The sequence below is a fragment of the Gordonia amarae NBRC 15530 genome (genome assembly GCF_000241345.1).
Classification (GTDB): Bacteria; Actinomycetota; Actinomycetes; order Mycobacteriales; family Mycobacteriaceae; genus Gordonia; species Gordonia amarae.
On sequence record NZ_BAED01000020.1, the window covers coordinates 75095 to 97130 of the forward strand.

Annotated in this window: 23 protein-coding genes; 5 read left to right on the top strand and 18 right to left on the bottom strand. The window is 67.8% G+C overall.

Annotated features, from left to right (window positions below):
- Window positions 1–50 precede the first annotated feature (50 nt).
- The 9 genes from aroQ to GOAMR_RS05350 form a co-directional block, all read right to left on the bottom strand.
- A complete protein-coding gene (gene aroQ / locus GOAMR_RS05310; RefSeq protein WP_005183713.1) occupies window positions 51–509 on the bottom strand; it encodes a type II 3-dehydroquinate dehydratase in 459 nt (152 codons plus the stop codon).
- 16 nt (window positions 510–525) lie between these two features.
- Entirely contained in the window at window positions 526–1272 is a 747-nt protein-coding gene (locus GOAMR_RS05315; RefSeq protein ID WP_050942608.1) for an MBL fold metallo-hydrolase, read from the bottom strand.
- Between the two features lie 191 nt (window positions 1273–1463).
- Window positions 1464–3437 (bottom strand): galactan 5-O-arabinofuranosyltransferase, encoded by a 1974-nt coding sequence (locus GOAMR_RS05320; protein WP_005183717.1) that lies wholly within the window; start codon window positions 3435–3437, stop codon window positions 1464–1466.
- Window positions 3438–3663: 226 nt separating this feature from the next.
- Entirely contained in the window at window positions 3664–4425 is a 762-nt protein-coding gene (gene dprE2, locus GOAMR_RS05325) for a decaprenylphospho-beta-D-erythro-pentofuranosid-2-ulose 2-reductase (RefSeq protein ID WP_005183719.1), read from the bottom strand.
- 163 nt (window positions 4426–4588) lie between these two features.
- The gene (gene dprE1 / locus GOAMR_RS05330; RefSeq protein WP_005183721.1) at window positions 4589–6013 is read right to left on the bottom strand and encodes a decaprenylphosphoryl-beta-D-ribose oxidase; all 1425 of its coding nucleotides are present in this window, start codon (window positions 6011–6013) and stop codon (window positions 4589–4591) included.
- 159 nt (window positions 6014–6172) lie between these two features.
- Window positions 6173–6685: a QcrA and Rieske domain-containing protein gene (locus GOAMR_RS05335; protein WP_005183722.1), complete on the bottom strand. Its 513-nt coding sequence runs from the start codon at window positions 6683–6685 to the stop codon at window positions 6173–6175.
- Window positions 6686–6700: 15 nt separating this feature from the next.
- Window positions 6701–7402 (bottom strand): DUF6529 family protein, encoded by a 702-nt coding sequence (locus GOAMR_RS05340; protein ID WP_005183724.1) that lies wholly within the window; start codon window positions 7400–7402, stop codon window positions 6701–6703.
- Between the two features lie 196 nt (window positions 7403–7598).
- Entirely contained in the window at window positions 7599–8294 is a 696-nt protein-coding gene (locus tag GOAMR_RS05345; protein WP_005183725.1) for a hypothetical protein, read from the bottom strand.
- A gap of 225 nt (window positions 8295–8519) precedes the next feature.
- Window positions 8520–9764 (bottom strand): alpha/beta hydrolase family protein, encoded by a 1245-nt coding sequence (locus GOAMR_RS05350; RefSeq protein WP_083836858.1) that lies wholly within the window; start codon window positions 9762–9764, stop codon window positions 8520–8522.
- Window positions 9765–9827: 63 nt separating this feature from the next.
- Here GOAMR_RS05350 and GOAMR_RS05355 point away from each other — a divergent pair, with 63 nt between their 5' ends.
- Both GOAMR_RS05355 and GOAMR_RS05360 read left to right on the top strand, forming a co-directional pair.
- A complete protein-coding gene (locus tag GOAMR_RS05355; protein WP_040514459.1) occupies window positions 9828–10658 on the top strand; it encodes an aldo/keto reductase in 831 nt (276 codons plus the stop codon).
- A 23-nt stretch (window positions 10659–10681) separates the two neighbouring features.
- Window positions 10682–11173 carry a GtrA family protein gene (locus GOAMR_RS05360; RefSeq protein ID WP_005183728.1) on the top strand — a complete coding sequence of 164 codons (492 nt, stop codon included), beginning with the start codon at window positions 10682–10684 and terminating at the stop codon, window positions 11171–11173.
- Window positions 11174–11195: 22 nt separating this feature from the next.
- Here the strand turns inward: GOAMR_RS05360 and GOAMR_RS05365 are convergent, their stop codons facing one another.
- On the bottom strand, window positions 11196–12224 hold the full coding sequence (locus GOAMR_RS05365) for a hypothetical protein (RefSeq protein ID WP_244427269.1): 1029 nt from the start codon (window positions 12222–12224) through the stop codon (window positions 11196–11198).
- Window positions 12225–12317: 93 nt separating this feature from the next.
- Here GOAMR_RS05365 and GOAMR_RS05370 point away from each other — a divergent pair, with 93 nt between their 5' ends.
- On the top strand, window positions 12318–12914 hold the full coding sequence (locus GOAMR_RS05370; protein WP_005183735.1) for a TetR/AcrR family transcriptional regulator: 597 nt from the start codon (window positions 12318–12320) through the stop codon (window positions 12912–12914).
- The gene (locus GOAMR_RS05375) at window positions 12911–14368 is read left to right on the top strand and encodes a phytoene desaturase family protein (protein ID WP_005183742.1); all 1458 of its coding nucleotides are present in this window, start codon (window positions 12911–12913) and stop codon (window positions 14366–14368) included. The genes GOAMR_RS05370 and GOAMR_RS05375 overlap by 4 nt, the downstream gene beginning before the upstream one ends.
- Here the strand turns inward: GOAMR_RS05375 and GOAMR_RS05380 are convergent.
- On the bottom strand, window positions 14358–15236 hold the full coding sequence (locus tag GOAMR_RS05380; protein WP_005183745.1) for a TIGR03619 family F420-dependent LLM class oxidoreductase: 879 nt from the start codon (window positions 15234–15236) through the stop codon (window positions 14358–14360). The genes GOAMR_RS05375 and GOAMR_RS05380 overlap by 11 nt on opposite strands.
- A gap of 191 nt (window positions 15237–15427) precedes the next feature.
- Here GOAMR_RS05380 and GOAMR_RS05385 point away from each other — a divergent pair, with 191 nt between their 5' ends.
- On the top strand, window positions 15428–16249 hold the full coding sequence (locus GOAMR_RS05385; RefSeq protein WP_005183748.1) for an SGNH/GDSL hydrolase family protein: 822 nt from the start codon (window positions 15428–15430) through the stop codon (window positions 16247–16249).
- Between the two features lie 44 nt (window positions 16250–16293).
- Here GOAMR_RS05385 and GOAMR_RS05390 read toward each other — a convergent pair whose 3' ends face one another.
- The 7 genes from GOAMR_RS05390 to GOAMR_RS05420 all read right to left on the bottom strand — a co-directional run bounded on the left by GOAMR_RS05390 (window position 16294) and on the right by GOAMR_RS05420 (window position 22000).
- The gene (locus tag GOAMR_RS05390; RefSeq protein WP_005183752.1) at window positions 16294–16941 is read right to left on the bottom strand and encodes a polysaccharide deacetylase family protein; all 648 of its coding nucleotides are present in this window, start codon (window positions 16939–16941) and stop codon (window positions 16294–16296) included.
- On the bottom strand, window positions 16938–17633 hold the full coding sequence (locus GOAMR_RS05395) for an alpha/beta fold hydrolase (protein ID WP_005183754.1): 696 nt from the start codon (window positions 17631–17633) through the stop codon (window positions 16938–16940). The genes GOAMR_RS05390 and GOAMR_RS05395 overlap by 4 nt, the downstream gene beginning before the upstream one ends.
- A gap of 31 nt (window positions 17634–17664) precedes the next feature.
- Window positions 17665–18447 carry an SDR family oxidoreductase gene (locus GOAMR_RS05400; RefSeq protein ID WP_005183760.1) on the bottom strand — a complete coding sequence of 261 codons (783 nt, stop codon included), beginning with the start codon at window positions 18445–18447 and terminating at the stop codon, window positions 17665–17667.
- Window positions 18448–18480: 33 nt separating this feature from the next.
- Window positions 18481–19719 (bottom strand): acyl-CoA dehydrogenase family protein, encoded by a 1239-nt coding sequence (locus GOAMR_RS05405; RefSeq protein WP_005183762.1) that lies wholly within the window; start codon window positions 19717–19719, stop codon window positions 18481–18483.
- A gap of 43 nt (window positions 19720–19762) precedes the next feature.
- The gene (locus GOAMR_RS05410; RefSeq protein ID WP_005183772.1) at window positions 19763–20077 is read right to left on the bottom strand and encodes a YciI family protein; all 315 of its coding nucleotides are present in this window, start codon (window positions 20075–20077) and stop codon (window positions 19763–19765) included.
- Window positions 20074–20739 carry a VOC family protein gene (locus GOAMR_RS05415; RefSeq protein WP_005183778.1) on the bottom strand — a complete coding sequence of 222 codons (666 nt, stop codon included), beginning with the start codon at window positions 20737–20739 and terminating at the stop codon, window positions 20074–20076. Before GOAMR_RS05415 ends, GOAMR_RS05410 begins: the two co-directional genes overlap by 4 nt.
- 328 nt (window positions 20740–21067) lie before the next feature.
- Window positions 21068–22000, bottom strand: coding sequence for a LysR family transcriptional regulator (locus GOAMR_RS05420; protein ID WP_005183783.1), 933 nt, complete (start codon window positions 21998–22000; stop codon window positions 21068–21070).
- Window positions 22001–22036: the final 36 nt, after the last annotated feature.

Consider the following 22036-nt stretch of genomic DNA (forward strand, 5'->3'; position numbering starts at 1 on the left):
GAGGCGCTGGCCGATTAGTCTCGAAACCCGGCGAGATGACAGTGTCACCGTCAGCTCACCAGCTCGGCCAGTCTCCTCACCGCGAACTCGTAGCCGCGGATGCCGTATCCGGCGACGACGCCCGACGCGATCGGCGACACATAGGAGTGTTGCCGGAACTTCTCCCGCTTGTGCACATTGCTGATGTGCACCTCCATGATCGGCACATCGGGGATCACCAGGGCGTCGGCCAGCGCCACCGAGGTGTGCGTCCAGCCGGCCGGGTTGATGACGATGCCGCTGATCTTGCCGACCGCCTCGTGGATCGCGTCGATCATCTCGCCCTCGTGGTTGGTCTGCAGCGCCCGCACCCCGAAGCCCAGTTCGGCGGCGGCGCGTTCGGCGAGCTCGACGACGTCGGCGAGGGTGTCGGTGCCGTACACCTCCGGCTGCCGCATCCCCAGCGTGTTCAGGTTGGGCCCGTTGAGCAGCAGGATCGGCAGGCGAGGCGAATCAGGGGTCTCAGTCATGGTGACTAGATAACCATCAGTTCTTGAGGGTGAGCGCCCGCTCCGCTGCTTCGGCGACGCTGCCCTGATAGAACGGGCCGTGGCCGGGGAGCAGGGTGTCGGCGTCGAGGGTGGTGAAGTGTTCGACGGCGCGCCGGTTGGCGGCGGCGTCGTGCTGGAATGCGCCGTGCAGGCACTGCGGTCCGGTGATACGGGAGACGTCGTGGCCGCTGACGAGGGCGTCGCCGGAGACCAGCGCCTGACCGGAGGCCACCAGGTAGGCGCTGTGGCCGTCGGTATGTCCGTGCGCGGCAACGGGTTCCGGACGGCCAGGGAGGTCGAGCGGACCGGTCTCGCCGAATGCCAGCCCCTGCAGGCCCTTGCGGCTGAGCACGCCCAGCGGCAGCACCTTGCTCATCCACCGCAGCACCAGCGGCAGGTTGCGCAGCGGGATGCTCGCCAGGGTGGCCGCGTTGGCCTGCTGCAGGTAGTCGCGGCGGGCGTGGGCCACCTCGACCGGATCCATGTACACGTCGAATCCGTAGCGCTGCTGCAGTTTCACCAGCCCGCCGAGGTGGTCGACGTGGGCGTGGGTGAGCAGCGCGCCGCGAATATCCTCGGGCCGCCGCCCGATCCGCTCGATCGACTCGACCACCTTGTCGGCCTGGCCCGGATACCCGCCGTCGATGAGGGTCAGGTCGGTACCCTCTTGCAGCAGAACCCAATTCACCACTCCGGCGTCGACGAGGTAGGCGGTCGACGACCCCGCGTCGACCCGGGACATGGTCAGCTCTTCCACGGTTATCTCCTCACTGATTGTTGCTCCAAAACGCCCCCTCCGCCGGTTGAGGTGCGAAGAGCCGCTAGGCGATGAGCCTCGAAACCTCGCAAGCTGACATTGTCGTCTCACGGGGTTTCGAGGCTCGGTCGCTGGGCGACCTCGCGCCTCAACCGACGGGGTGGGCGACACGGTGATCACTTCCGGACGACGAGCACAAACGGTCCGACGGTGGTGGTGCGGAAACTCTTGTCGGCGAAGGCCGCCTGGTTGAAGGTGACCGTATACCGCTCGACATTCGGGTCGTTCGGGTAGACGTCCTTGGCCAGCCGCAGCGTGGGTCCGTCGTCGCCGTGCCGGAACAGGAACACCCGCGGTGCCGGCCACGGCGACTTGTCGAGCTTGGCGATCAGCTCGGCCGAGGTGGCCGCGGTCGCCCAGTCGGCGATGGTGGCGGCGCGTTTGTCGAAGTCCGCCAACGGATTCGCGTAGTGCGAGGTGAGGCCCTGGAAACCGCGGTACGGGTACACCGACAGGAATCCGTAGTCGGCGGTCAGCACGATCGTGTCGCGGGCGGGCATCCCGGTCTGTTCGGCGATGAGCGTGTTGAGCTGCGGGAAGTACGATTCGGCGCCGGCGGGGCGTTTGTCGGCGCGTACCCCGTTGCCGTCGGTGTCGGTGTAGGCGACGGTGATATCGGTCGACAGATGTCCCGGGATACCTTGCGCCACAGTGATGGCCGCGGCCACGCCGAGCACACCGACGACGGTGCGCACATCACCGAACTGCCGCACCGCCCACGACCCGAGCTCGGCCGCCGCGAAAATACCTGCGGCGGAAAGGATCGCGATCAGCACCGGTTCGAGGCGGAACGCCAGCAGGGTGGTGCCGGCGGCGGTCGCCGCCATCGACAGCAGGCAGAACAGGTACACCGCCACCACGGCGATACCCAGCGCCATCGCCAGGGTGCGCTGGGAGAACCGCAGCACCAGCCACAGGAAACCGGCCATGGTCAGAGCGCCCACCAGCGACCAGTGGAACATCGGCATCGGCAGCCACGACCCGCGTTCGGGCAGGTAGTGGGTCGCCGTTCCGGTGCCGGCGGCCTCGCCCGACACCCGGTCGAGCAGGTACGGCGCCCACACCGTCAGCGCCACGATCCCTGACACCGCGGCCATCGCCACCAGCCGCACCCCGACGGCACCGACGACCCGCATGCGCGCGGCCCGCACCTCGGCGTCGGGCCGGGAGCTGTTGCTGGCGGCAAACCAGGCCGACACCGCCAGATACAGCGCCATCAGGCAGGCGACGAATGCGAACAGTCCGGCGTACAGCGTGTAGAACATCGCGCACACACCCAGGAACAGCCCGGAGGCCAGCACGGCCGCCCAACTGGTCCCGGCGCGCAGCTCGCCCACCACTCCGCCGGCCAGCCGGGACCGGCCGCGCAGCGCGTACAGCATCGTCACCAGCAGCGGAGTGCCCAGCAGGATCAGCACCGCCGAGTACGGCTCGGGCGAGGCGTACATCAGCGTTGCCACCGTCACCGCCAGCGCGACCGCCGAACCCTTGTCGGTGCCCACCATCCGGTTCCACAGCACCACCGCGATCGCCGCGGCGACGGCCATCGAGATGATCGCCCACGGCTTGTAGGCCTCCCAGCCGTCGAGGCCACGGGCGGCGGCGAAGCGGCCCCCCCACCAGAACCAGCCCGCCGGATAGTAGGGCGGCAGGTCGGCGTACGTCATGTCCGACAGCCGCGGCGAATCGGTGAGCCGCGTCAGATACTCGGTGCGGAACTGCTGGTCGACGCTCAGCCCGAACAGGTACAGCTTGGTGGCGCCCAGCGGCATCCCCAGCGTGACGGTGACCAGGCCCGCGACCCCGATCGTCGACGCCAGCAGCTGCCCGATCGCCGACCGCCCGTACCGGTACAGCAGGGCCGCCACCACCAGGAACGCGATCGAGAGGACCTGCCCGAGCGTCGTCAGCGACCGCGCCACATTGGACGAGTTGTAGGCGGGCCAGTCGACGGCGCCGATCACCTCGAGGCCGGCAAAGGACACCAGCCCGCCGACCACGACGGCCACCACCAGCGCCACCGGCGCCGACACGGGCGACGGTCGGCGGGCGTCGGTGGGTGCGGGGGCATCGGTGGCTGTAGCGGTCACGTCCTTCTTTGTAGCAGGCGCCCCCCTACGCTGGTTGAGGTGCGAGGAGCGCAAGCGACGAGCCTCGAAGCCTGGTGAGACGACATTGTCATCTCACCAGGTTTCGAGGCTCGCGGGGCTCGCACCTCAACCGGCGGAGGGCTCACTCGGCGGAGGGCTCACTCGGCGGAGGGTTCAACCGGCGGAGGGGCTCGACCGGTGGAGGGGCTCGACCGGCGGAGGAGTGCTACACCGGCAGCTTGCGGAAGATCGGCCGCGGCACGTGCCGCAACACCGACATGATGAGCCGGAACGGGGCGGGCGCCCACACGATTTCCTTGCCCTTGTCGGCGGCGGCCACCACCAGCTTGCCCACCTCGTCCTTGTTCATGGTGAGCGGGGCCTCGGCGACGTGCGCCGACAGCCGGGTGCGGACCATGCCCGGACGCACTACGAGAACCCGGATGCCGAACTCGCGCAGCGCCTCGCCCAGGCCCAGGTAGAAGCCGTCGAGGCCGGCCTTGGTGGAGCCGTACACGAAGTTGGAACGGCGCACCCGCTCACCGGCCACCGAGCTCATCGCGATGATCTGCCCGAACCCCTGCGCGCGCAGCTTCTGGCCCAGCAGCACACCCACCGACACCGCGGCGGTGTAGTTGATGTCGGCCTCGGCGACGGCCAGCTTGTGGTCCTGCCACGCCTGCTCGTCGTCGCCCTGGATGCCGAACGCGACGATCGACACATCGACGTCGCCACCGGCGAACGCCTTGTCGATGACCTCGGGATGCGTTTCGGGGGCGCGGGCGTCGAAGTCGATGCGCTCGACCGACGACGCGCCGGCGGACTTCATCTGCTCGACGGCCGCGTCACCGGTCGGGTCGCCGGGGACGGTGGCCAGCACCACCCGCATCGGCCCTTTCTTCAGGTACTCCTCGGTGATGGCCAGCCCGATCTCCGAGCTGCCGCCCAGGACCAGGATCGATTGGGGAACGCCGACGGCGTTGAACATGTGACTTGCTCTCTTTCAGTCCGTTGCCGGTTGAGGTGTGAGGAGCGCTAGCGACGAGCCTCGAAACCCGGTGAGACGACAATGTCATCTCACGAGGTTTCGAGGCTCCTCGCCTAGCGGCTCGTCGCACCTCAACCGGCGGAGGGGCGGGGTTGTCATGGTGTCAGGCCAGTTCGAGGCGCCGGCCCATGTCGGACATGAACACACGGTTGGGGTCGATGCGCCGGCGCACCGAGATCCACTCGTCGATCCGCGGGTACATCTTGTGGAAGCTCTCCGCCGAGGTCCGCGAATCCTTCGCCGTGTACAGCCGTCCGCCCATCGCCATGACGCGCTGGTCGAGGTCAGTGAGGAATTCGGCCAGGCCCCGCTTGACGGGGAAGTCCAGGCACACGTTCCAGCCCTTGAACGGGAAGCTCAGCGGCGCCTTGTTGCCGTCGCCGAACAGCTTGATCACGTTGAGGAAGCTGACATGTCCCGACGCCTGGATGTGCTCGATGGTCCGGGTGAATTCGTCCTCGTTGCCCGTGGGCACGATGAACTGGTACTGGCAGAAGCCGCCGCCACGTCCGTACGCGTTGTTCCAGTCCCCGAACACGTCGAGCATGTGATAGAACTGCGCGAGATTTTTGACCTTGCCCTCGCTCGGCGGCCCGATCCGGTAGTACACCTCGCCGACCGCGGAGAAGCTCAGTTTGTTGGCCAGGCCGCGCGGGAAGATGTCGGGGAAGGTCACCAGCGGCTTGTTGTTGAAGCTCAGCGGATCCTTCTGATACTTCGCCGGCAGCTCGTCGACACGGGCGAGGTTGCCGCGGCTGAACGTGCCGCGACCGAGCTTCGGCGGTGCGCTGATCGTGTCGAACCAGCCGGATGCGTATTCGTAGCCGTCCTCGAATCCGTCCGACAGGTGCAGGTCGAGCGTCTCCTGCAGCGAACCCGTCTGCGCGGTGTCGGCGATGAAGTACGCGCTTTCGGTGCGCTTCATCGCGATCGTGGCCCGCAGCACGATGCCGGTGAGCCCGATCCCGCCGATGGTGGCCCAGAACAGCGACGCATCGGGGTCGTCGCCGGAGCCGTCGGGGGTGAGGGTGAGGATGCGGCCGTCGGCCACCAGCAGCTGCAGTTCGACGATGTGGTTGCCGAAGCTGCCCTGGCTGTGGTGGTTCTTGCCGTGGATGTCGTGGGCGATGGCGCCGCCGACGGTGACCTGCCGGGTGCCGGGGAGCACCGGGACCCACAGTCCGTACGGCAGGGCCGCCTGCATGAGGGTGTCGAGGCTGACTCCGGCGTCGACCTCGACGGTCGCGGTGTCCGGGTCGATGGCGTAGATCCGCTGCAGCGGTGTCATGTCGATGGTCAGGCCGCCACTGTTCTGGCCGGACTCGTTGTACGAGCGGCCCAGGCCTCGGGCGATGACTCCACGCTTGAGGTAGTCGGGTTTGTCGGCGTTGTCGTCGGCGACTCGGGCGACGGCCTCGGCGATGACCTCGGGGTACGGCGTGGACAAAACGTGCCCGGTGATCGGGGTGGTGCGCGACCACCCCACCAGTTTCCGGGTCTCGATCGGCAGTAGCTCTTCTGTAGACATCGGGGCACAGACTACTCCTGCCATCCTGAGGATTTGGCATCTTGACGGTGTGACCTGCGGCGATGGTGGCGCCCGTCTCACCCGAAAACGGGCGATACGGGGACTCCGACGGCCATATGTCCTTGCGAACCGCTATATCGACCGACAGTGTGCACGGGATCAGCCCAGGACCAGGGAGTCGCCCTCGGCGCGCACCGACTTCGATTCCAGGGGGCTCGACGCCGGGCCCTGCTTCACTGAGCCGTCCAGGCCGAATTTGCTGCCGTGGCAGGGGCAATTGATGGTCCCGCCGCTCACCTGGGACACCTTGCAGCCGGCGTGGGTGCAGGTGGTGGACAGGGCGACGAACCTTCCCGAGGTGGGCTGGGTCAGCACGGTGTCGCCGACGATGATGCCGCCGCCGACGGGCACGTCGGAGGTCTTGGCGACGGCGTTCGCCGCGGCCCCGCCCCCATCGTCGCTGCCGCCCCCGCCCCCGTCATCGACGTTGCCGGTGGTCTCGTCGGCTCCGGTGTCCTGCGGGGCCCGCGGTGCGGGTGCCGGGTCGGAGGGTTTGTCGCCGTAGGTGGCGCATGCCGCGGCGGTCAGTGCGACGCCGCCGATCAGGACGGCGCGGCGGGTGGTGCCCGGCCTGCGAGCGCAGTCCTGACATGGATCCGGGCTGGGGATCATTGGAGTCCTTTCCGGTCAGAGGACGAAGCCGGCGTTCTGGAAGAACCACAGCGACGAGGTGGACCAGATGCCGACGAACGCCGCGAGCAGCACGCCGCCGAAGAGCGGAACCGCCCACGACGGCGTGGATTTCCGGGTGAGGAGCAGCATTTTGGCGACGAACACGCCGTACAGGAAGCAGCCGAGGATCGAATGCACCATCACCCGGGTTTCGTGGTCGGCGTAGCCGAGTGCGTATAGGCAGTGCACCGCCACCGGCACCGACACCAGTACGGCGAGCCGTCCGGTCCACACATGGACGATGCCCAGGGCGGGTTTGGGGGCTCCGAGTTTGCCGTACATCGCGGCGGCCGACAGGAGCTGTGTCAGCGCGAGGGCCGCGGCCAGGGTGGCTATCCACGCCTTCACCGACACCGGGCTGGAGAACCCGGCCACGTTCACCGAAAAGAACTGCGGGTCATGAACTTTCGCGAACACGCCGAGGCCGGTGCTGACCGCGGCGCCCACCAGTAGCGGAACGAACACAGCGGCGGCCGACGGGGTGTCGGCGGGGGGCGGAGCCGGGTGTCCACCCGGATCTGCTTGTGACCCCGGATCTGCTTGTGACCCCGGATGATTGGGAAACACGGCCTGCCGGGTCGGACCGCCGAACGCGCCCTGGCCGGCGTACTGGGTGGGCGGGTAGGGCGGTGCGGCCGGGGGCTGCTGCGGTCGCATGATCCGGTCGGTCCGCTGAGCCGGTCCCTGCGGAGGGCGTGCCTGCGGAGGGGGCGCGGCGTGCTGGGTGGGCGGGTACCCGGGTGGCGGCCGCTGACCGGCCCGCTGTGCGGGTGGGGCGGAGGGCATGTCGGGGCGTGGGGCGGAGGGCATGCCGGGGCGTGGAACGGGGGGCATGCCGCGACGCGGGGGCTGGTCAGGATACATCGTCGGGACTTGTCACCTGGATCACCGACGGGTCGGTGAGCTTGCCGTCGCGCAGCGGGATGTCGGGTGCGGCGGTGGTACTTCCGTCGGCCAGGAGTTTCACACCGGTGACCGAACCGGCGGCGTCGACGATCCAGGCGGTGACCTCGCCGTTGCTCTTCTCCACGTACAGGCCGGCGGGGGAGCGCACCTGGCCGACGGTGTAATTCCACCGCTTCTGGCCGAGGTTGAGCACTCCTACGACGTCGGTACCGTCGAGGGTTCCGGTCATCCGCGCGTTGTTCTTTCCTGTGAGGTCGAGTTTTCCGTCTTTCGCCGACCCGCTCAGCCACGATTCGACGGTGTCGCCGTCGCATGCATACGCGAGTGCCTTGTCGCCGTCGACGGTGACCGACAGGGTCATGGTGCCGCTCGGCTCGGGCGGCAGCGTTCCCACGTACTTCCCCTTGGACGGGAAAAGATCCCCGGCCGGACCGCCGTCGTTTCGGGTGTCATCGTTTCCGGTCGCGCCGGCTCCGGTCTTGTCACCGGACGGCGCCGTACCCGACCGATCGGCGCTCGTGCTCTTCGTCGACGCGGTGGGCGTGGAGTTGTCGTCGTTGCCGTTGAACACGTTGACTGCGATCAGGATGAGACCGAGGAGCGCGACGGCGGCGATGGTGAACAGAGGTCCGCGCTTACTCATAGCGACGCCTGCTCACGACAGCGCGTGCTCATGGCAACCACAGGGGCGCCGCACGAGGGACGATGATGCCATGACGGACTCCGATCGGTGGCGTGGGCTGGGTTTTGCCCCGATCTGGTCAGCGTAGGTTTGTGCGATGCGGCCCGGCAGCGTAGTCGACTACTCGACCTACCCGGCCGTACTACCCGATTCGTGTGGCCGGCTACTCGTGGCCCGGGACGCGGCTCACCGCAGAATGCGCGCCACGAACGGGGTGGAGTCCTTCAGCGAGGTGAGCACGGTTCCCGAGTGGTCCTTGTCCGGGTAGACGTGCAGTTCGACGGGCTGGTTGTTCGCCTTCATCTGTGCGTACAGCGACAGCGCCGACGGCGCGGGCACGTCTTCGTCGAGCAGGCCCTGCCCGAGGAAGATCGGCCGGTCGTAGCCGGAGTACGGGGTGCCCATGTACTTGTTGAGCGCGACCCGGGCGTTCGGCAGGCTCGACACCGGTTTACGGAACATGGTGCTCAGGTTGACGCCGTCGACCACGGCGGCCATGTCGTCGTAGCAGAGCCGGGTGGCCTGCTCGAGGACCTTCCGGCCCTGTGCCGTGAACAGCCCTTTGACGTCGAGGTCGGGTCGGGCGTCGGCGAATCCGGCGAAGATGTATGCGGCGTAGGCGTTGAGTGCGGCGGGCAGCGTGACCGGCGGGAAGCTCGGCCCGCCCATTCCGATGATCAGCTCGATGTTGGCGGGGGTGCCGGTGGCCACCACGCCGCGGTAGTCGAGGCCGCTGCCCGCCGAGAACGCCGTCGCGTACCGGGCGCCGGACAGTGCCGCACCCGCGCCCTGGGACTGCCCGACGATCGCCCACTTCCGCGCCAGCGGCAGGCCGAGCTGCCGAACGGCTTTGACGGAGTCGACAATGGAGTGGGCCTCGGTGGTGCCGTTGAGGTAGCTCATCAGTCCGGGTGTGCCCAGGCCGACGTAGTCGGTGGAGACGATCGCGTAACCCTGCTTCAGCCAGTGCGCCAGGTACGCCGAGTCGCGCGGGCTGCGCGAATGCGTCGACGGCGAGCAGTCGTCACCGAGTCCGGTGGTGCCGTGTGCCCACGCGATCACCGGCCAGCCGCCCTTCGGGGCGGTACCGCCCGGGAGGAACACGGCGGCGGTGCTGGTGGCCATTGTCCCGTGCACGTCCCGCGTCGAGTACAGGAAGCGTTGCGCGCGTGCGGTATCAGGAACCCAAAGACGTTTGTCGAGATCGACGGAACGGATGACGGTGCCCGCCGTGGCGGGGATCGCTCCCGCGTAGCCGCGGGTGTCCATGCCCGACCAGCTGCGGTACCGGGGGGCGTCGGCGGTGGCCATGCCACCGCCGAGACCCAGTGTCAGCGCGGCGATCACTGTGCACGCTCCGGTGGCCAGTCCGGTTCGCCGGCGGCGGCCGATCGGTCGTGGTCGCCGGGGCAAAACGCGCGTGCCATTCATCTGATCGACCCTATAGCGCGAGTTGCACCGCGTATACAGCGAGTGCACCGTATCGTTACCAAAGTGGACATACCGACAGTTGCACTCAACAACGGGTATTCGATCCCATTGGTCGGGCTCGGGACCTCTCCCATGTTGGGGCGCCCCTGTATCCGGGCGGTGTCGACGGCGCTGCGCAGCGGTTATCGCCTCGTCGACACGGCCACGAGATATAGCAACGAACTCAGCGTCGGAATGGGTATCACCGCGTCGGCGGTGTCCCGCAACGACATTGTGATCCAAACCAAACTCGCCGGTGGTGATCAGGGTTTCGACGAGGCCATCAACGCGGCCAAGGAGAGCGGCCGCAGGCTCGGCGTCGACCATCTCGACATCTATCTGATCCATTGGCCGTGCCCGTCGCTCGGCAAAACGGTCGAATCGTGGAAGGCGCTGCTGACACTGGTCGACGAGGGTTATGTGCGGGTTGCGGGTGTCTCCAATTTCAAACGGCATCACCTGCAGATGCTCTATGACGAGACGGGCCGCTGGCCCGCCCTCAATCAGATCCAGTGTTCGCCCGCCGTGCAGCGTAAAGAGCTGCGGGAGTTCATGACCGACAAGGGCATTCATACGCAGGCGTGGCATCCGACGGGAAGCAAGGAAGGCTTGCTCAGCGACCCGTCGATCATCACGCTGGCACGCAAGTACGGAAAGTCGCCCACCCAGATCGCTCTCAAATGGGCTGTCACACACGGCATCGGCGTGGTCCCCAAGTCGTCGCACGAGGGCAGGCAGATCGAGAACGCCGACCTGTTCGATTTCGAACTCGACTCCGACGACCTGGCCACCCTCGCCGCACTCGACCGCGGTGAGCAGGCCGCCCGCGACTCCGACATCGACGAAGAGTTCTGACTCCAGGCGCTAGGGTTGTCGTCGTGTCACACCCCGAGCCCGGCGAGCGCCACCACGAGGACTTCTCGACGCGCCACGCGCCGATGCCGATCGAACTCCCGATCGACGACGAGGAAGCCTCAACCGATGTCGACCTGAAAACGCAGCTCGTCCGGTTCGTCGTCACCGGAGCCGGGTCGGGCGTACTCGACTTCGGTCTCACCTATCTGCTGCAGGGGGCGGTGGGGTTCCCGCCGTGGCTGGCCAAGGCCTTCGGCTTCATCCTCGGCACCACCACCGCCTACCTGATCAACCGGCGCTGGACCTTCCGGGCCGAGCCGAGCACCGCCCGGTTCATCGCGGTGATGTCCCTGTACCTGGTGACGTTCCTGGTGCAGGTCGGCCTGTACGCACTGCTGATGCATCTGTGGTCGCACACGTTCATCTATTCGCTGCTCGCCTACGGCATCGCGCAGGGCACCGCGACGGTCATCAACTTCGTGGTGCAGCGGGCGGTGATCTTCAAGATCCGCTGACCGCCGCGCTGGCACCGCCGGTTCAGGCCGCGGGTGCCGGGGAGCCTGCCTTCGCGGCGGCCCGGCGCAGGCCGAGGAAGTAGAACCCGAGCCCGACGACAAGCCAGCAGATCAGCACGACCAGCGCGTGGGTGGTGCCGTGGCCGTCGAACAGCCCGACGCCGCGCAGCAGCGCCCCGGTCGCACCGGGCGGCAGCAACTGCCCGATCTGTCCCCACGGGCTGGGCAGCATCTCGGGGGCGCTGGACAGTCCCGACAGCGGGTTGCCGAGCAGGATCAGCAGGACCGCGGCGATGCCGATGCCGACGCCGCCGAGGAGTTCGCGCAGGCCGAGCACACCCATCGCGGTGGCGGAGATGCCGAGCATGGCGGCCAGCGAGGTCAGCAGGTAGTTGCCGTCGAGGGTGCCGAAACCGAACTGGATGATCGCGGTGAGGGCCAGCCCGCCGACCACGGCGAACGCGAACACCGCGAGCAGCCGGTTCCGGGTGGTGGCGATGAGCTGCATGATGAGGATCGCCGCGATCCAGCCGCCGAGGGCAAGTGGTAGTGCGCCGCCGGACAGGCCTGCGCCGCGCGGGTCGTCGGCGGGGAAGGGCCGGACGTCGGTGATCGTCCATCCCTTCTTCATCCTGAGGGCCAGCGGCGGGCCGGCCTGCCCGATGACTTGCGCGGCCTGCGCACTTGCGGCGCTCGCGGTCATGATCTCGATGTTGTCGTCACCGACGATGAGCGCGCCGTAGATCTTTCGCTGTTCGATGGCCGTGCGGGCTTCGTCGGCGCTCGAGTACTCGCGGACGTCGAAACCGTCGAGCGCGCGGACCTTGTCGACGGCGTCCTGCGGTCCGGCCACGCCGAGCGTGATGCCGTGTGCGCCGGTGTGGATGGCGGGCAGCGCGAAGGCGCAGAGCATGATCCCGAGCAGCAGGGTCAGGCCGACGACGACGCCCACGACCTTCTTCCTCTCAGGAACGGTTTTCGCCGGAGGTGGCGTGTCGGCCGGTGCGCTGTCAGTCGACGTGGTGGCCGGTGGTTCGGTCGCGGTAGACATCTGATTCCCCTTTGGGTACGGAACGTATCTTATTTTCGGGAGGTTAGTGAGTAAGGATGTAAAGCACAAGCCGACGACCGAAAGTGAGGCGTGATGCCCCCGACGCGAAGGCGCGGTGCCGATCTGGAACGCGCACTGCACCAGGCGATACTCGACGAGACGGCCGCCGTCGGCTACGACGCCGCGACCGTCGAAGGGTTTGCAGCTCGGGCGGGCACCAGCAAACCGGTGCTCTACCGCCGCTGGCCGACGAAGTTCGAGATGGTGCTGGCCGCGATCGCCGCGGCGTCGGTGGAGTCGGTCGCGGCGCTGGCCGCCGATGCCGGGAACCTCCGCGCCGACCTGTTTGTCCTGCTGAACGGGGTCACCACGATCTTCGCCCCCGACAAGCGGCGCACAATGCTCGGCCTGCTCGCCGCCGCTGACGCCGACAACGCCGACCCCATCGACAGGCTTCTGCTCACCCGGGCGTCCGGACTTGTCGCCGACATCGCGGCCCGCGCCCGCACGCGCGGTGAACTCGGCCCCGGCGACCTGACCGCCGACGTTCTCACCGTGCCGTTGGATCTGGCGCGCAACGACATCGTGGTCCGCGGGACGATCGGCGATCTGCGGGTCGCGGCGATCATCGACGACATCACGATCCCGCTCTGGACGCGGCACTCGCACCTCAGCTCCGGGGCGCGGTGACGGCCGGCGCGCCGTCGACGGCCGTCGTCGTGGGCTCCGGCCCGAACGGTCTGGCCGGGGCGGTGGTGCTGGCCCGCGCCGGTCTCGACGTGACGGTGCTGGAGGCGGCCGACGAGATCGGCGGCGGCACCAGAAGTTTCGTACGCAACGGCATGGTCCATGACCACTGCTCGTCGGTACATCCGCTCGGCGCCGGATCGCCCGCGTTCGCCGGGCTGGAGCGCCACGGTCTGCGCTGGGCGTGGCCCGAGATCGACTGCGCCCACCCCTTCGACGACGGCACCGCCGCCGTGCTGAGGCGCGATATCGACAGCACGGCAGCAGGATTGGGCACCGACGGTGATCGCTGGCGCGCGCTGTCCGGTCCATTCGGAGACGGCGGTGTGCTCTACGACGACGTGCTCGGCCCGATGCTGCGCATCCCCGGTCATCCGATCACGCTGGCCCGCTTCGGTATTCGTGCCCTCGTCCCGGCGACAGTGCTGGCCCGGGCCTTTCGCGAGGACCGCACCCGCGGCCTGTTCGCGGGGATCGCGGCGCACGCCACCACCCGCCTCGACCGGCCCGGTTCGTCGGCGCCCGGGCTGGCGCTCATCGCCGCGGGCCACCGCAACGGCTGGCCGGTCGCGGTCGGCGGTTCGCGGGCCATCGCCGACGCCCTCGTCGCGGAGCTGACCGCGCACGGTGGCCGCGTCGAAACCGGGGTCACGGTCACTGATTTCAGCCGGCTCGACGCCGACATCGTGCTGCTCGATGTCGCGCCGCGTGCCGCGCTCGGCATTCTCGGAGACCGGGTGCCGTCCCGGATCCGCCGCTCCTGGCTGCGGTTCCGTCGCGGCCCCGCCGCCTTCGCCGTACGCGTCGTCGTCGACGGCGACATCCCGTGGCGGGCAGCCGAATGCGGACGGGCGGGCACGGTCCATCTGGGCGGCGCCGCCGAGGAGATAGCCGCCGCCGAATCGGCCTGCGCCGCCGGCCGCCTGCCGGCGCGCCCCTTCACCCTCCTCACCCAGCAGTACGTCGCCGACCCGACCCGCCTGCGGATCCACCCCGAATCGAAGGATCCTCCGTCAACGAATGGTGGATCCTGCGGTTCGGGGAGGAACATCATGGCCTACTGCCATGTGCCGCACGGCTATCCGGGCGATGTCACCGACGTTGTACTCGGCCGGATCGAACGCTTCGCCCCCGGCTTCCGCGACCGCATCGTTGACGTCGAGTCCGTCGGCCCGGCCGCCTTCGAACGCTTCAACCCCAACAACGCCGGCGGCGACATCGGCGGCGGGGCCAACGATCTGCGGCAGCTTCTGGCCCGCCCCCGGCTGTCCCCGAACCCGTACGCGACGGGCGTCCCCGGTGTCTATCTGTGCTCGTCCTCGACGCCGCCGGGTGGGGGAGTGCACGGCATGTGCGGCTACCGTGCCGCCCACATGGCGCTTGCGGCTATCCGTTGACCTTGGCGATGACGTTGTCGGCGTACCAGTTCAGGTGGTCGATCTTCTTCTGCAGCGGCTCGGTGTCGGGGCCCTTGATGTAGGGGACGCGGAAACCGACGATGACGTCGGTGATGCCCTTGTCCTCCAGGCGTTTCACCCCGTCGACGGTGTAGGCGTCGAGGGAGATGACGTGAATCTCGAACGGGTCGTTGAGTTTTCCCTCCGCCTTGCGGATGTCGGCGATCTTCTCCAGCAGCGCGTCGAGTTCCTCGCCCGGACCACCGCCGTGCATCCAGCCGTCGCCGCGGACCACCGCCCGGCGCAGCGCGGCGTCGGCGTGCCCGCCGACGAGCAGCGGGATCGGCTGTGTGGGTGCGGGTGTCATCTTGATCTTGGGGATGTCGTAGAACTCGCCGTGGAACTCGAAGTAGTCGCCGGTGGTGAGGCCGCGGATGATGTCCATGCATTCGTCCATCCGCTTGCCGCGGCGGCGGAAGTCGACGCCCATGATGTCGTAGTCCTCCGGCCACGGGCTGGTGCCCACGCCGAGGGCGAGCCGGTTGCCGGTCAGGTACGCCACCGACGCCGCCTGCTTGGCGACCAGGGCCGGCGGGCGTACGGGCAGCTTCAGCACGAACGGGGTGAAGCGGATCGTGGAGGTGACCGCCCCGAGCGACGCGGCGATGATGAACGTCTCGATGAAGGCCTTGTCCTCGAGGAACTCGCGGTTGCCGTCCTCGGTGTACGGATACTTGGCGTCGGACTCCTCGGGGTAGGCGAGGGAGTCGGGGATGGTGAACCCGGCGAATCCGGCCTGCTCGGCGGCCTGGGCGAGCGGGGCGTAATAGGCGGGATCGGTCATCGCTTCGGCGAAGGTGAATCGCATACCCGATACTAGAACACGTTCTAGTTTTCCCGCCAGGGTTGAGAAGTTTGGCGGGAAACTTGGTGTGGCGTGCGTCACGCTTGGGGTTCCCGTTGGTAACGCTCAGGTATCGACGGATAGATTAGCCAGTCGAACCTCACTTCATGCGCGCCGATCGGCGTCCTATGGCTCACCGTGAAAGGGTCCAGGTTGTGTTGAAGAAGTCGATCGTCGCCGTGTCCATGCTGGCCGCCCTCGCCGTGCCCGCCCCGGGAATCGCCGCCGCCGCACCCACCGGCTCCAGCGACGTCGTCTCCTCCGGCTCCAGCGACGCCCTCGTCACCGGCTCCAGCGAACTCGGCTCCTCCAATGCTGGCTCGAGCACCGGCTCGCTCGGCTCCACCGGTTTCGGTGCACCTCGCACCCTCAACGACTGCCGCAAGGTCGGGCTCGTCGGCGCCAGCCTGAGCGCCGGATCGTGGCGCGGTGGCGGTGGCAGCATGCAGCGCCTCAAGGACAACCTCCGCAAGACCGGCAAGCCGTTCCTGTTCAGCGCCGCCTCCGGTCGCTCGGTCACCCAACCCGGCAACTACACCGTCGGCTACCGCGGTAACGCGATCCAGGTGATCCGCTGGATGCGCGGCCAGGGCGTCAACTGCTACATCGTGCAGATCGGCACCAACGACGCCGCCGCCACCAAAGGCGACGCCACCCAGCTCCGTAGCCGCATCGACCAGGTCATGAACGCCGTGGGCTCCCGCTCCCGCGTCGACTGGATCACCCCGCGCACCATCGTCCAGTCCTCATCGCCGCGCTACATGAACCACGCGTTCCTCGACAAATACATGGCCGTCATGCGCCGCGAACTGATCATCGCCGACGTCCAGTACGCCAACCTCGACATCAACCACTGGGACCGCGCCTTCACCTTCTACCCCGGCTTCTGGGCCCGAGACGGCGTCCACCTGCGCCTCGGCCGCACCGTCTTCGCCGACTACGTGGTCCGCTCCCTGTACATCGCCGGCACGCGGTAGTTTCGCGGCCAAACAGGTTGTTGCCTTGGCATGGGCCTGGTGCGCTAGGCGGTGGTGACGATGTCGTTGAGGGCTGCTGTGGGTTGACCGCGGAGCAGTGGTGTTGCGTGTTCGGGTAGCTCCTGGACGATCTCGATCCCGGCGTCGAGCACGGTGTCGAGGAAGCGCGGCAGGTGATCCATAGCGCCGGTCGGCACGTCGTGGGTGACCAGCACATTCCATTCGCGCTCGTCGAGCCGCGCCAGCGCCCGGTCAGCCCAGAGGTCGGGTTCGTGTGGATCGCGGACATACAGGTCCCACATCACGACGGTGAAACCGTTCTCGGCCAGATAGTCCGCCGCGTCCTGGCTCAGCAGGTGGTGCCCGACGCTGCCCGCACCGTTGGGGCGGAAGAATTTGTCGGGATGGGCGAGGTCGCCGAGCGATTCCTGGGTGAGCGCAATCTCGCCGACTTCCACGGCGCGATCGCCGCGTCTCCCGAGCGGCACCCCATGGGTGTAAGTGTGGTTGCCCAGCCAATGGCCTTCGGCATGAACCCTTTCGGCGAGTTCTCGGATGCCGGGTGAGTCGAGCCACGAGCCGACCACAAAGAACGTGGCCGGCAGGTCACGCTCGCGCAAGGCGTCCAGAACGCCCTCGGTGACACCGGGTGTGGGGCCGTTGTCGAAGGTCAGCGTGAGTCTGCCGGTCATGCGGTCTCCTCAGGGATGGTGGCGACGATCGCATCGAAACACTGCGCCAGCTCGCGCTGATGCGACAGGAACAGCGAATGGCCGCCGGGCAGTTCAATCGCGGTGACACCGAGCCGTTCGGCAGCCGCGGCGCGCATCCACGCCGGGTCCACCACCGCGTCGTCCTCGCCGAACACGTACGACACGTTGACCGGTGGCCAGATCGTGTCGGACGGACTGGGCAATTCGTGCTGGGGCCGAAGCAATCCGACGGCCCTGTCGACGATCTCCGGTGAACATCCGGCGAATACTTGCTCTGCACCCGCCCGGGTCAGCACCGATCGTCCCAACTCGTCGGCCGGTGGACCTCCGGCGGTCGGCCCGCCCGATCGCGGGCGCGGTGTGCTCACATACGGCGGGGGCAGCAGGCCGCCGGGAATCGCCGCCGCCAGCAGGATCAGGTTCCGGTACCCACCGCGTTCCAGGAGCCGCGGGACCATCCGGCCCGACCTCGAATGCGCGACGACGACCGTCCCCGGATCACCGAACGTGCCGAGCGCGGAGTCGACGTGATCGTCCCACGACGCAGTCACGTCATCGATGGGCAGATCGACGGCGATTGCCCAGTGCCCCAGCTTGTTCAGTTCGGGGATGAGAAGGTCCCAGCACCAGGCCCCTTCAAAGGCGCCGTGTAGCAGCCCGAATACCGCCATGACAACGAAAATCCTTGTCTTTCAATTATTCTCAGAACAACGATGGATGAGTGCCGCCGTCGACGTGCAGATTCTGTCCGGAGATGTACCCGGACAGGCTGCCGCACAGGAAGGCACAGGCCGCACCGACCTCCTCCGGGCGGCCGAACCGCCGGGCTGCGATGTCGGAGGCGACGAACGCGCGGGCCTCCTCGTAGCTGATGCCCTGCCGTTCGGCCTCCAGTTCGGAGATCTGTTTCATCCGGCCGGTGTCGACACGTTCGGGGAGCACATTGTTGATGGTGACGTTGTACGGCGCCAACTCCATCGACAGGGCCTTCACCACCGAGGTCAGTCCGGTCCGGACCGCCGACGACACCGCCATGATCGGTTTCGGTGCCGTGACCATCGCCGAGGTGATGTTGACGATCCGGCCGAACTTCCGCTCACACATGTCGTCGGTGACCCGGTCGATCAGCCGCAGATGGTTGAGCAGATTTCCTTCGATACCGCGCTGCCAGTCCTGCGCCGTCACGTCCCGCAGCCGGGCTGGGCGTGGGCCGGCATTGTTGGTGACCACGATGTCCGGTTCCGGGCACGCCGCGAGCAGCGCGTCGGTGGCGGCGGGGGAGAGGAGGTCTGCCTGCACCTGGATCACCGTCCCCGACGCCCCCGTCTGCCGGATGCGATCGGCGGCGGCGGCGAGCCGGTCGCCGTCCCGCCCGTTGAGAACGACGTTCACGCCCTCCGCCGCCAGCGCCTCCGCGCAGGCCAGGCCCAGTCCCGAGCTGGACGCGCAGACGATCGCCCAGCGCCCACTGATACCGAGATCCATTCAGCTACCTATCGTGTCGTCTGATTCAGGCATTCAGTCGGCCTGCGGTAGCAGCCTCAGTTGCCCGATGTCCCGGTGGTACAGGTCGATCTGCACGACGTACACGTGGGTGCGCGCCGTCGACATGTCCCGCCAGATCCGCTGGATCCGCGAGCCGTCGCCGATGGCACCGGTACCGGCGCCGGGAAGGATGATCTCCTGCACCGCATCCCAGGCCAGGGTGAACGCCTCACCCGCCAACGCCGATGTCTCCAGGTCGATCAGGGCGGTGAACTCCTGGCTGCCGTCGGCCTGGTCGCGGCACGCCTGCTGGTGGTGCTCCCCGCCTTGGCGGATCAGGGCTTCGGCCGCGAACAGTTTCGAGAATGCCCGCCCGTACAGTCGCTGATAGTCGGGGTCTTCGGCACGGATGATCTGCGGCGGCCGCATGGTGCGTTTGGTGGCCAGCAGCGTCTCGTACTCGTCGAGGGCGCCGAGGGCCATGCCGGTCATCAACGCCGCCATGTCGAGGGTGATCGGGCCGACGGTGCGTCCGGTGTAGATCGGGTTGTCGTGCAGCCGGAGGCCCGGCATCCCCTGGCCCACAGGGAAATCAATGGCGAGGGTGTTGGGAACGACGTAGTCGTCGGGGATCACCGCACCGTCGAATTTGATGCTGTTGGAACCACTTCCGCGCAGGCCGAGGGTCCAGCCCCAGTCGTCCACCATCTCCCAGGTGCCGGGAGGTGCGATGAACAGGGAGGGTGGCCCGACAGGCGGACCGTCCTCGCTCTCGACGGGCAGCGCCTGCCCCATGTAATAGGTGGAATACGGTATTCCGGAGGCGAACTGGGCGGTGCCGGTGAGGCTCCAGCCACCCTCCACCTTGCGGATACGCAAGGTCGGGGCGGCCACCTCGGCGGCGCGGAACTCGGCGGACAGGACCTGGTCCTGCACGTGTTCGGGAAAGATGGTGGCGGCCTGCACCACGTGCCGGGCGGCCAGGCAGAATCCCCAGGCCGTCGACGGGCAACCGCGGGCGAGCTGCTTGACGATCTCGGTGAACGTCGTGATGTCCTGCTCGTAGCCGCCGTAGCGGCGGGGGATGAGGGTGCGGTACAGGCCGGCCGCGCGGATGGCCTCGTGCACCTCGGGTGAGCAGCGGGTGGCCTGCTCGGTGCGGTCCTGATTCTCGATCAGCAAGGGAATCAGGTCTTTTGCGCGCTGGATCAGTTCGCCGGCGGTGGGCTCGTCGGTTGCGACGGCCGGTGCCGACTCCGAAATGGTGGTCATGGTGGTCCTGTCGGGGAAAGCGGAGGTGGCTGCTGGCGCGGTGCTACGAGACCGCGGGCGGTGGAGGGGCTCCGGGGGTGACGATCTCGGCCTTGGCCATCAGGGTGGATTCCCAGATCCCTTCTCGAACATAGGGATCCTGCTCATAGAAGGCCTGGGCCGCAGCGGCCGAATCGGTGTCGAGAAGGAAGTGTCCGCCGATGAGGGTGGTGCCGTCGGTATCGAACAGCCGACTCAGCGAGGTGACCAGCCCGGATTCGACGTTGCGCTGGACGTGTGCGATGTGGGCGTCACGGAACTCGGTGCGGGCGTCGCCGGAGGCATCGGCGCGCAGTGTGTTGACGAGGAGGAAGGTCATGCCTGATCACCGGGGACCGGGCGCGGAGTGACCTTGTAGAGGGCCTTGCCGGGGAACACCTGGGGTCCGGTCCGCACCTCCCAGTCGTGGTTGGGGGAGTGATCGCCGGCCACCCACCGGTCCAGGTCCGGGCGGGCGTTGACGCGGGCTTTCTCCGCGATCTCCTCGACGTCCTCGGGGTCGACGCAGACCTCGAACTGCAGGCCGTCGGGCGAGAGCACGTACAGCGACTTGACGTAGCCGTGATCGATGATCACGTGCTCGACACCGGCGTCGAGCAGTCGCTGATGTACGGCGTCCTGGCCGGCCTGATCGGTCTCCAGGGCGATGTGCTGGAAGATGTTGGTGTGCCCGATGAGAAAGTCGGGTGTGTCGATCTGGAAGAACGCGACCGCGGACTTGTCGGCGAGTTCGTAGAACGTGTGCGTCATCGTGGTGCCCGGCTTGGTGATCAGCCATTCCGTCGGCATCGGGATGGGCTCGGCGTCCTCGGGCAGGTCGAGGCCGCCGACCTGCTCACTCCAGGTGGCCACCAGCGGGATGCCGAGCAGATCTTCCATGAACTGCCGGGTCGCCTCGGAGTCGGCGATGGGGAAGGCGCTGTGGTGCAGGCGGCGCAGCCGGGAGACGGGGCGGCCGGTCTCGGAGTCGGTGATTGTCATCGGATCATCTCCAGATCGCAGGGTGCTGTGAGGAATCGGGGTGAGGTGAGTGCGCGGTGGTGGGGGCGCCGGGCGGCGCATCCTGTCATTTCCGGCGGGCGGGTGGGGTCTGGTGTGACCCACCACACCATCATGCTTCCGGTGTGAGGCCGAGTCGATATCGGGAATGTATGCCCGGTGATGCGTGGCGTGCATGATCTTCCCGGCGCGCGGGCATCCGCGCGAGCCGCACGGAAAGAGCCGGCCGGTACGTGTGGCACACGTACCGGCCGGCGATGAAAAACATTACGGTGCAGGAGAATCCCGCGCCCAAACGACGGACCGGACTTCAGACGGCCTTGCTCAGGGTGCGTGGGGTGGCAGTGCCGGGGTCCCGTCCGGCCCCGAAATCCGATGTCTCGGCGACAAATCGGAGAACCTGGCGGGCGGCATTGCCGTGCGGTCCCGAACGACGCACCACGGCGCCGTAGGGGCGGAACGCGCCCGGATCACTGATCACGATGCGTCTGGTGGGGATCAGATGCTCGTCGGGGGCGACGGGAACGATGGCGATACCCGCGCTGTGCCTGACCAGCGCGCGCAGCGTCGATAGTTCGGTTGCCTCCATGGTGATCTGGGGTTTGAGGCCGGCCGCCTCGAACAGCCGGTCCACCGTCTGCCGCAGGCCGTACTCGGTGCCGAGGGCCACCATCGGGCGTTCGGCGATCTCGGCGATCGACACCTCGGTGCGGTCGGCCCACTCGTCGGTCTCGGGCACCTCCAGGCAGAGCCGTTCCTTGCCGAGCGGAACCCACACCAGATCGTCGGTGGTGGGTTCGGGGGCGACGAAGCCGATGTCGATACGTCCGGAGCGGACGGCCTCCACGATGGTGTTGGCGGGTCCGCCCTCGAGCTCGAACGTGGTGTTGGGTGCCTTCGCGCGGTAGCGGTCCATGAGGGTGGGGATCAGCCAGCCGCCGAACGAATGCAGGAAGCCGAGGGAGACCACCCCGCTCTCCGGGTCGACAAGGGTGCGGATCTCCTCCTCGCAGTCCTCGAGTTCCTTGATCGCCTTGATGACGTGGGACTGGAAGATCTCGCCGTACTTGTTGAGCCGGAGGCGGTTCTGGTTGCGGTCGAAGAGCTTGACGCCGAGCTTGCGCTCGACCCGGCCGAGGGCTCGCGACAGGGTGGGCTGGCTGATGTGCAGTTCCGTCGCGGTGTTGGTCATGCTCTGACTCTTCGCGAGGGCTAGGAACCACTGAAGTTCACGTACCTCCATGCCTGTCCACGATAGAGGCCGTAGTGACCCGTGTCA

What these genes read in the sequence shown, in the direction of transcription:
- aroQ (WP_005183713.1), bottom strand. Translation starts at nt 509, where the DNA reads ATGACTGAGACCCCTGATTCGCCTCGCCTGCCGATCCTGCTGCTCAAC.
- GOAMR_RS05315 (WP_050942608.1), bottom strand. Translation starts at nt 1,272, where the DNA reads ATGTCCCGGGTCGACGCGGGGTCGTCGACCGCCTACCTCGTCGACGCC.
- dprE2 (WP_005183719.1), bottom strand. Translation starts at nt 4,425, where the DNA reads ATGTTCAACGCCGTCGGCGTTCCCCAATCGATCCTGGTCCTGGGCGGC.
- dprE1 (WP_005183721.1), bottom strand. Translation starts at nt 6,013, where the DNA reads ATGTCTACAGAAGAGCTACTGCCGATCGAGACCCGGAAACTGGTGGGG.
- GOAMR_RS05335 (WP_005183722.1), bottom strand. Translation starts at nt 6,685, where the DNA reads ATGATCCCCAGCCCGGATCCATGTCAGGACTGCGCTCGCAGGCCGGGC.
- GOAMR_RS05340 (WP_005183724.1), bottom strand. Translation starts at nt 7,402, where the DNA reads ATGCGACCGCAGCAGCCCCCGGCCGCACCGCCCTACCCGCCCACCCAG.
- GOAMR_RS05345 (WP_005183725.1), bottom strand. Translation starts at nt 8,294, where the DNA reads ATGAGTAAGCGCGGACCTCTGTTCACCATCGCCGCCGTCGCGCTCCTC.
- GOAMR_RS05350 (WP_083836858.1), bottom strand. Translation starts at nt 9,764, where the DNA reads ATGAATGGCACGCGCGTTTTGCCCCGGCGACCACGACCGATCGGCCGC.
- GOAMR_RS05365 (WP_244427269.1), bottom strand. Translation starts at nt 12,224, where the DNA reads ATGTCTACCGCGACCGAACCACCGGCCACCACGTCGACTGACAGCGCA.
- GOAMR_RS05370 (WP_005183735.1), top strand. Translation starts at nt 12,318, where the DNA reads ATGCCCCCGACGCGAAGGCGCGGTGCCGATCTGGAACGCGCACTGCAC.
- GOAMR_RS05380 (WP_005183745.1), bottom strand. Translation starts at nt 15,236, where the DNA reads ATGCGATTCACCTTCGCCGAAGCGATGACCGATCCCGCCTATTACGCC.
- GOAMR_RS05390 (WP_005183752.1), bottom strand. Translation starts at nt 16,941, where the DNA reads ATGACCGGCAGACTCACGCTGACCTTCGACAACGGCCCCACACCCGGT.
- GOAMR_RS05395 (WP_005183754.1), bottom strand. Translation starts at nt 17,633, where the DNA reads ATGGCGGTATTCGGGCTGCTACACGGCGCCTTTGAAGGGGCCTGGTGC.
- GOAMR_RS05400 (WP_005183760.1), bottom strand. Translation starts at nt 18,447, where the DNA reads ATGGATCTCGGTATCAGTGGGCGCTGGGCGATCGTCTGCGCGTCCAGC.
- GOAMR_RS05405 (WP_005183762.1), bottom strand. Translation starts at nt 19,719, where the DNA reads ATGACCACCATTTCGGAGTCGGCACCGGCCGTCGCAACCGACGAGCCC.
- GOAMR_RS05410 (WP_005183772.1), bottom strand. Translation starts at nt 20,077, where the DNA reads ATGACCTTCCTCCTCGTCAACACACTGCGCGCCGATGCCTCCGGCGAC.
- GOAMR_RS05415 (WP_005183778.1), bottom strand. Translation starts at nt 20,739, where the DNA reads ATGACAATCACCGACTCCGAGACCGGCCGCCCCGTCTCCCGGCTGCGC.
- GOAMR_RS05420 (WP_005183783.1), bottom strand. Translation starts at nt 22,000, where the DNA reads ATGGAGGTACGTGAACTTCAGTGGTTCCTAGCCCTCGCGAAGAGTCAG.